This window comes from Microbacterium sp., assembly GCF_035554235.1.
Lineage (GTDB): Bacteria > Actinomycetota > Actinomycetes > Actinomycetales > Microbacteriaceae > Microbacterium.
Genome location: NZ_DATMIO010000271.1, coordinates 1 through 8,000, shown reverse-complemented (window position 1 = coordinate 8,000; position 8,000 = coordinate 1). Strand labels below are relative to the sequence as shown.

Here is an 8,000-nt window from a genome sequence, read left to right as displayed (position 1 = left end):
CGGAAGGCCGGCACGCGGCCCTGCTTCGGGTACTCGATGGCGACGTCGGTCAGCTCCAGGACCGGTTCACCCACGGGTCCCCTGGATTCGGCGGCCGCCAGGGCCGCCGCGTTTTCCCGCTCGCGGCGGACCAGTTCATCGTGGTCCACGGAGTCGAGCTGTGCGTGGGTGGCCGCGGCCAGCGCTGCTGTCACGTCCACGTCTGGAGCCGCTTCCGTTCCGCCCTGTCCGAGGTGCGGCACGGCCGCAAGCAGCGCCTGCGTGTACGGGTGCTGGGGGTTGTGGAAGATCTGCTCGGCGGTGCCGGTCTCGACGATCAGGCCCTTGCGCATGACGGCGATCCGGTCGGCCAGGTCCGCCACGACGCCCATGTCGTGGGTGATCAGGACGATGGCGCTGTCCAGCTTGTTGCGCAGGTTCCTCATCAGGTCCAGGATCTCCGCCTGCACGGTGACGTCCAGGGCAGTGGTGGGCTCGTCAGCGATCAGCAGTTTGGGATCGCAGGACAGCGACTGGGCGATCATGGCGCGCTGGCGCTGGCCGCCGGAGAGCTGGTGCGGGTACGAGTTGAAGGCCTTGAGCGGATCCGGAAGCTCGACGAGGTCGAGCAGTTCGAGGGCCCGCGTCTTCGCGGCGCTGGGGGTGATGCCGAAGTGGATGCGCAGCGTCTCGATGATCTGGGATCCCACGGTGTAGACCGGGTTCAACGCCGTCATCGGCTCCTGGAAGATCACCGCGATCTCACCTCCGCGCACGCGACGAAGCTCGTCCTTGTTGAGACCCAGGATCTCCCGGCCGGCGAGCTTCACGCTTCCCCGCACGCGGGCGTTCGAGGGCAGCAGGTCGAGCATGGCCATCGAGCTCGCGCTCTTGCCCGAGCCCGACTCCCCCACGATCGCGAGGGCCTTGCCTCCGTCGACGAAGTACTCGAGGTTCTTCGCGGCCGGGACCCAGTAGTTGTCGACGGCGAAGTCGACCGAGAGCCCGCTGACCTCGAGCAGGTGGCCGTCGAAGGACTCACGGGTCCGTAGCTGGTTCATCGGGAATTCCTGACGTGGAGGGGGGTGAGAATGGAGGCGTGGCTCACGCGAACAGAATGCTGCACTCCCGCTTCAACCGGATCATGGCGATCCTCGTCTGGGCGGGGGCGGGGCTCGTAGCGGCCTTCGGGCTGTGGGGCTCGGAGCCCAGCCTGGTGTGGGTCTATCCGGCGGCGGGGCTGGCCGCGTTCCTGGCGTGGGCCGCGCTCTGGCGCCCCGGAGTGGGTGTGGATGCGGCGGGAGTGCACGTGCAGAATGTCACGCACAGCGTCGACATCCCGTGGGAAGCCCTCATCCACCTCGATACGAAACACGCCCTCACCCTGCTGACGCCCGGCCGGCGCTTCACCGTGTGGTCGGCGCCTGCCCCCGGCATGATGACCTCGCAGATCATCAGCCGACGACCGCTCAACCGCGAGGCCAAGGCCGTGGGCAACACGCCCCGCACCGGCGATCTGCTGGGCAGCGACTCGGGCGACGCGGCCATGCTCGTTCGCGACGCGTGGCAGCGGCGTCTCGACGCCGGCCTCGTCACGGTCGGCGTCGCGGACGAGCTCGTGGTGACGCGACGCTGGGACACGACGGTGGCCGTGGTGAGCGCTCTGCTGCTCACGGCCACCCTGTGGGCGCTGGCCGCAACGGGCTGACGCCCGCGGGAGCACGACCCGGGTCATCGTCGGATCTCCCCCGCCGACGTCGGTCCGTCGGGTTCTTCGCTGGAGACGCCGTCGTTCACGGCCTCGCCGCGCGTCGTCATGACGACGCCCTCGGGGACATCCGCCGTCGTGCCGTTCTCGACGACCGCGTCGTCGGGCAGATCCTTCACCTTGCTGAATCGGATGCGCTTCTGGCGGGGATCGAATGCGTCCCGCAGGCCGTCCCCCACGAAGTTCACGAGCAGCGACAGGATGACGATGAACGCCGCCGGCCACCAGAACAGCCACGGGCGCGTCTGGAAGGCCGCTTCGTTCTGGCTGATCAGCAGGCCGAGCGAGACCTCCGGGCTGCGGACGCCGTAGCCGAGGAACGACAGCGACGTCTCGAGGATGATCGCCGCCGCGATCAGCAGCGTCGCCGCCACGATGACGACGCCCATCGCGTTCGGGAGGATGTGCTTGAAGATGATGCGCAGATCCGACGCGCCCGCGACGCGTGCCGCCTCGACGAACTCGCGTTCGCGGAGGGAGAGGAACTCGGCCCGCACGAGGCGGGCGATGCCGGTCCACGCGAAGAAGCCCAGGAAGATCGCGAGCACGAGCGGGCCGAGCCCACCGACCGCCGAACCGACGACGGCGCCGACGACGATGATCGGGATGACGATCACGATGTCGGTGAGCCGCATCAGCACGGAGTCCACCCAGCCGCGGTAGTAGCCCGCGATCGCCCCGACCACGACGCCGATGAACGTTGCGATGCCGCCGATGATGAACATGATGTAGGCCGAGTTCACCAGGCCCCGCATCACCATCGCGAAGTAGTCCTTGCCGACGTTGTTCTGACCGAACGGGTGATCGCCCAGCGCGAACGGCCACAGAGTGAGCGTGGGCTTGCCGCCGTCCTGGATCGGAAGCAGCGACGTGTAGTTCCACTGCCACCAGCCGGGGATGCCGAAGACACCGGTCGCGGAAATCGCGAACCCGACGATCAGCACGAACAGCACGATGCTCACCAGCGCCGGCTTGTGCTGGAGGAACCGCTTGAAGATGAGCCTTCCCTGGCTCAATCCCTTGTCATCGGCGGTGAGGACCGTGGTCGGATCGGCGGCCGGCTCGGAGGGGGCCTCGAAGTTGGCGCCCATGGGGATCGTCATTACTTGACCCTCACTCTCGGGTCGAGTGCCGAGTATGCGAGGTCGGCGAGGAAGTTGAACGTGATCGCGAAGATGGCGATCACGACGAAATACGCCATCACGGGATTCGGATCGGAGTTGTTGAGCCCGCTGTTGAACAGGGCGCCCATGCCGCTGAACGAGAAGATGCGCTCGGTGATGATGGCACCGCCGATGAGGGCACCCACGTCCGCCGCCACGATGGTCGTGATCGGGATGAGCGAGTTGCGGAACGCGTGGCGCACGATGACCGTACGCTCGGGGAGGCCCTTCGCCCGGGCGGTGCGGATGTAGTCCTGGTTGAGGGTCTCGAGCATGCCGCCGCGGGCGTAGCGCGTGTAGCCCGCGAAGGAGATCAGCATCAGGCTGATCGTCGGCAGCAATAAGTGCGTGAGCGTGTCGGTGCTCTGGATCCAGAAGTCCCCCTGCAGGTTCGGCGTCTGCGACCCCACAGTGGGGATCGGACGGCCGTTGATGCGCGGGTTGGTGATGTAAGAGTTCCAGTTGCGCATGTACTGGTCGACGATGATGACGCCCATGCCGAGCACACCCGTCAGCACGCCTAGTCGCACAGCCGGACCCTTGTCGAACTCGCCGAGAAGGTAGCCGGCGACGCCTCCGACCACGCCTGCCAGGCAGAACAGGATCGCGACGCCCCACCCGTTGAACGAGGGCAGGAACGGCTGCAGCACGAAGTAGGCCACGACGAGCACGATCACCGTCACGCCCGCGGTGCGCCACGCATATCGGGCCTTCGCGCCGGCGATGAGCAGCACCATCGCCGCGCCGAACGCGGCGATCAGAAGAGGCGCGAGGATCGGTCCGAGCGACGGATCGAGGAACCACTCCGTCACCGTCATCCCGTACATCAGCAGCCCGGTGACGAGCAGGGATGCCGCGAAGACGACGAGGCGACGCTGCCTGGTCCCTCCTATGACGGCTTGCCAGAATATGCCGGCGATCACCGAGAAGATGATGATCACCCCCCAGCTGAAGACGGGATCGCGCAGCCAGTTGTTGAAGCCCAGTGCCACGAAGACCTTGAGCAGAACGCCCATCAGGAATGAGGGAAGCGAGTAGAGGAAGAAGCTCGCGAACGTGAAGCTGTAGTCGACCGCGCTGTACTGGCGGAGGGCCGAGATGATGCCGACCGTGATGCCGAGGACGATGGCGAGGATCGTGGCCGCGGTGACGAGCTGCAGCGTCGCCGACATGGCGCGGCCGAGGAGGATGTTGACGGGCTGGTTCTGGATCGTCACACCGAGGTCGCAGCCGCCGAAGGGGATCACGCAGCGAGCCGCGCCCCCGAGCCAGCCGAGCCAGCGGACGGGGATCGGCTGATCGAGGTGCAGCCACTCGACGCGCTGGGCGATCAGCGCATCCCGGTTGGGGCTGTTGGAGGCGTAGAGATCGGTCAGCGGATCCTTGGCGAGGGACACCAGGGTGTACATGATGAACGACGCCGCGATCAGGATGAGTATCGAGACCCCGATGCGCCGCAGGACGAAACTAAGCACTGGGTTGCCCCTTCATGGACAAAAGGTATCAGCCGGATGTCTGCATCACGGCGTGACCGGATGCGAGACGTTCGCTGATCTGGACGGGAGCGAGCGCGCTTGGGGCGCCGGGGTGGAACCCCGACGCCCCAAGTGAGTGCGCGCGTCAGACGAGCGGCTGGTTACCCAGCGGCAGCGTCCTCCGCAGTCCACTCCCAGAAGTTCCAGATCGGTCCGGTCTGGTTGGCCATGAAGGTCACACCGGAGACGCGATCGGTGTGGGCCTCCACACCCGGGCTCTGGAAGATCGGCAGGCCGTAGTAGTTCTCGAACAGCAACTGGTCGACCTTGATTCGCGCGTCCTCGACGTCGGCCTCGTCGGTCATCGTCTGGATGTCGGCGGCGAGCTCGTCGACCTCAGGGATGTTGACGCCGGTGAAGTTCGATCCACCGTCGGAAGCGAAGATCTGCGGGATGTCCTCGTTGCCGACACCCGGCGAGATCCACCCGAAGATCGACACGTCGTAGATGTCGCTCTCGAGCTGTGCGCTCCAGTCCTCGCGGCCGATGTCCTGGACCACGAAGCCGGCCTCGGTGGCCGTGGCCTGGATGGCCTCGAACGCCGCGACACGGTTGGGGTTGTTGATGTTGTAGAGGATGCGCGCGGTCGGCGTGCGTCCGGCGAGCAGCTCCTTGGCGCCGTCGATGTCCACATCGCCGTACGCGTCAGACCCGTTCGTCTTGATCGTCTTCTCGTACGGCTCGGTCTGCGAGGTCACGAACGTCTGGGAGTTGAGCACCTCGGCGTCGGGGTTGATCGGCTTCACGACGGTGTCGACGATCTGCTGGCGCGGGATGATCTTCATGAACGCCTCACGCACGGTGGGGTCGGCCCACTCGCCACGGAAGGACAGGTCCACGTGGTCGTATGACAGCTGAGGGCCCGTGAGGATCTGAATCCCGTCGATGCTCTCGAGCAGCTGCAGCGTGTCGCCGCCGGCCTGCGGGTTGATGATGTCGACCTCGCCGTTCTGGAGGGCCGTCACCTGCGCCTGCGAGTCACCGACGAAGCGGAACACGAGGGTGGAGTACGCGGGATCGCGGTCGCCCTTGTAGTTCTCGTTGATCTTGAGCGTCATCGACTGCGTGGGCTCCCACGAGTCGACGATGAACGGGCCGTTCGAGAGGTACAGCGACTCGTCGTCAGGCATCGACGTCACATCGAAACCGGTGTTCCAGAAGTCCGCCACCGTCTTGATGGTCGCGTTCGGCTCGACCGGGGCCTCGGGGTTGCCGCGAGGAGTGGTGGTGAGCGCCTCCGTGAACTGCTCGGCGGTAACGCCGGTCTTCTCCGCGAGCACGTGGAACGGCACCGGGTTGGCATCCTGATCCAGCAGCCACTGCAGGTTCCAGTCGACGAACGGGGTGTCATAGACAAGGGTCAGCGACTTCTTGTCTTCGCTGACCTCAGGCACCTCGGTGTCCTCGAGGCCGGAGGTCGAGCCGGCGATCGTGAAGTACTGCGTGCCGCTGACGACCGCGCCTTCCTCGTCCACCGTCGCGTCGTCGAAGTAGCCCGATCCGGAGGCCCAGCCGAGCAGCAGGTCGTCGGTCGTGACCGGCGTGCCGTCCGACCATTGCGCGTTGTCGGTGAGCGTGTACTTGATGGTGAGCGGCTCGTCGGAGACCTTCTCCATCGTGCCGAAGGACTCGTTCGGCACGACCTCCATCTTGTCGTTGACGTACGCGAAGGTCTCGTGGGTCGCGTACCAGAGCTTGCCGTTGATGTCGAGGTTGCTCTGGGGCGTGGCCGCGTTGAAGCTCGTGACCTCGTTGGTCTCCGCGAGGATGATCTGGGTATCGACGACCTCGGGTGCCGAATCTCCGCCGTCAGTGCCTCCGGGGCTGGTGCAGCCGGCCAGGACGACGGCAGATACGCCGACGCCCGCCGCGACTACAAGGGCGCGCTTGCGCCATGTCTTGTCAGACACGTGTTTCCTCCTGTGCAAGGGGTGGTGCGCACACGCGGAACCAGAGTTCGCACGGGGCGCGGATACGGAAACACTAAGCGCGGTGTGAGACTTGGTCAAAACATCCCATGAAAACGTTACATAGCCTTAACTCAACGCGACCAGAGTGTGACATTCTGACCAAATGAGCACGCCAGAACCCCCGGCAGATGTGCGGTTCTCCACTGGTGCCGCGGCATCCGGAGCATCTCGCACACGACTCTGGTGGGAGATCGCGCTGGTACTGAGTCTCACAGTAGGCCGTTCCGCGCTCTATGCGGTGCTCTCGCTCGTGCGCACACTGCTGGAGAGCGGGTCGCTGGCGAATCAGGAGACCCAGATCAACCAGTCGCAGGACGCGGCGGCCTTCTGGGACATCACCTATCAGGTGCTCGGCTGGGGGTTCGGCCTCGTGGCGGTCGCCCTCGTCATCTTCCTGTTGTGGGAGCCCGGCGGAAACGCGCTGCGCCGGATCGGCCTGGACTTCCGCGGCTTCGGGCACGACATCCTGAGGGCGCTGCTGCTGGCGGCCGTGATCGGCATCCCGGGTCTCGGACTGTATGCGCTGGGACGCGCCCTCGACCTGACCGTCTCCGTGCGCGCGTCCCCGCTCGATCCGTCGTGGTGGACGATCCCGCTCCTGCTGCTCGCCGCCGTGCGGGCCGGGCTCACCGAAGAGGTGATCTTCATCGCCTACCTGTTCGATCGGCTGCGCCGGCTCGGCTGGGGGTGGTGGACCATCATCCTGTCGACCGCGCTGCTGCGCGGGGCGTATCACGCGTACCAGGGTTTCGGCGCGATCGCCGGCAACATCGCGATGGGCATCGTCTTCGGATGGTGCTATCGCCGCTGGGGCCGGATCATGCCTCTCGTGCTCGCGCACGCACTCCTCGACACGGTGGCATTCGTCGGTTATCCGCTCGCCGCGGCGCTGTGGCCCGGCGTCTTCGCCCCGCCCGTCGGCCCGTCGCCCTCGCCGACGCTCTCTCCCTCCCTCGCTCCCTCCCCGCTCCCGCCCGCCTGACCCGCCCTCCGCGCGCCTGACCTCGGTCCGCCCCCGCCTGCCTGCGCCCCGCGCGACATCCACATCTTCGATGCGAAACGCCGGTGCTCAGTGGCCGCAATGTGCGGGTGCGGGGCGCGGGTGACCCGCACTTCGCGTCGAGCGAGCGCAGGCGGGGGGGCCGAGGCGGGGCCGGAGCGACGCGGCGCGCCGCTACGCGAACGCCTCGACCGGGGGGCACGCGCACACGAGGTTGCGGTCGCCGTACGCCTGGTCGATGCGGCGCACCGGCGCCCAGTACTTGTTGCGCACGAGCGCGTGCACGGGGTACACGGCCCTTTCCCGCGAGTAGGGGTGCGTCCACTCGCCCGCGATCACCGACTCCGCGGTGTGCGGGGCGTTCACGAGCGGGTTGTCATCCGCCGGCCACTCCCCCGCCGCGACCGCCAGCGCCTCGGCCTTGATCGCGATCATCGCCTCGATGAAACGCTCGAGCTCGGCGAGGTCCTCGGATTCCGTGGGCTCGACCATGAGGGTGCCCGCGACCGGGAACGACATCGTCGGGGCGTGGAAGCCGTAGTCGACGAGGCGCTTGGCGACGTCATCCACCGTGATCCCGGTCTG

At 66.8% G+C, this 8,000-nt stretch carries 6 protein-coding genes and 1 pseudogene; 2 read left to right on the top strand and 5 right to left on the bottom strand.

Annotated features, from left to right (window positions below; translation table 11 throughout):
• A partial coding sequence (locus VNT50_RS13875; protein ID WP_325485701.1) for an ABC transporter ATP-binding protein occupies positions 1-1,040 on the bottom strand: 1,040 nt, incomplete at its 3' end.
• A gap of 38 nt (positions 1,041-1,078) precedes the next feature.
• On the opposite strand from VNT50_RS13875, the gene VNT50_RS13870 reads away from it, so the two are divergent.
• Positions 1,079-1,687, top strand: a complete 609-nt coding sequence (locus VNT50_RS13870) for a PH domain-containing protein (RefSeq protein WP_325485700.1) — start codon at positions 1,079-1,081, stop codon at positions 1,685-1,687.
• A gap of 23 nt (positions 1,688-1,710) precedes the next feature.
• Here VNT50_RS13870 and VNT50_RS13865 read toward each other — a convergent pair whose 3' ends face one another.
• The 3 genes from VNT50_RS13865 to VNT50_RS13855 form a co-directional block, all read right to left on the bottom strand.
• Complete coding sequence (locus VNT50_RS13865) at positions 1,711-2,850, bottom strand: ABC transporter permease (RefSeq protein ID WP_325485699.1); 1,140 nt, start codon at positions 2,848-2,850, stop codon at positions 1,711-1,713.
• A complete protein-coding gene (locus VNT50_RS13860; RefSeq protein ID WP_325485698.1) occupies positions 2,850-4,385 on the bottom strand; it encodes an ABC transporter permease in 1,536 nt (511 codons plus the stop codon). Before VNT50_RS13860 ends, VNT50_RS13865 begins: the two co-directional genes overlap by 1 nt.
• Before the next feature lie 161 nt (positions 4,386-4,546).
• Positions 4,547-6,355 (bottom strand): ABC transporter family substrate-binding protein, encoded by a 1,809-nt coding sequence (locus VNT50_RS13855; protein WP_325485697.1) that lies wholly within the window; start codon positions 6,353-6,355, stop codon positions 4,547-4,549.
• A gap of 163 nt (positions 6,356-6,518) precedes the next feature.
• On the opposite strand from VNT50_RS13855, the gene VNT50_RS13850 reads away from it, so the two are divergent.
• Positions 6,519-7,397, top strand: a complete 879-nt coding sequence (locus VNT50_RS13850) for a CPBP family intramembrane glutamic endopeptidase (protein WP_325485696.1) — start codon at positions 6,519-6,521, stop codon at positions 7,395-7,397.
• Between the two features lie 192 nt (positions 7,398-7,589).
• Here the strand turns inward: VNT50_RS13850 and VNT50_RS13845 are convergent.
• A pseudogene (locus VNT50_RS13845) lies at positions 7,590-8,000 on the bottom strand (glycine dehydrogenase (aminomethyl-transferring)); the annotation flags it as partial.

Bases quoted from the DNA above. Each gene is read 5' to 3' on its own strand.
- VNT50_RS13865 (WP_325485699.1), bottom strand. From the start codon at position 2,850: ATGACGATCCCCATGGGCGCCAACTTCGAGGCCCCCTCCGAGCCGGCC.
- VNT50_RS13850 (WP_325485696.1), top strand. From the start codon at position 6,519: ATGAGCACGCCAGAACCCCCGGCAGATGTGCGGTTCTCCACTGGTGCC.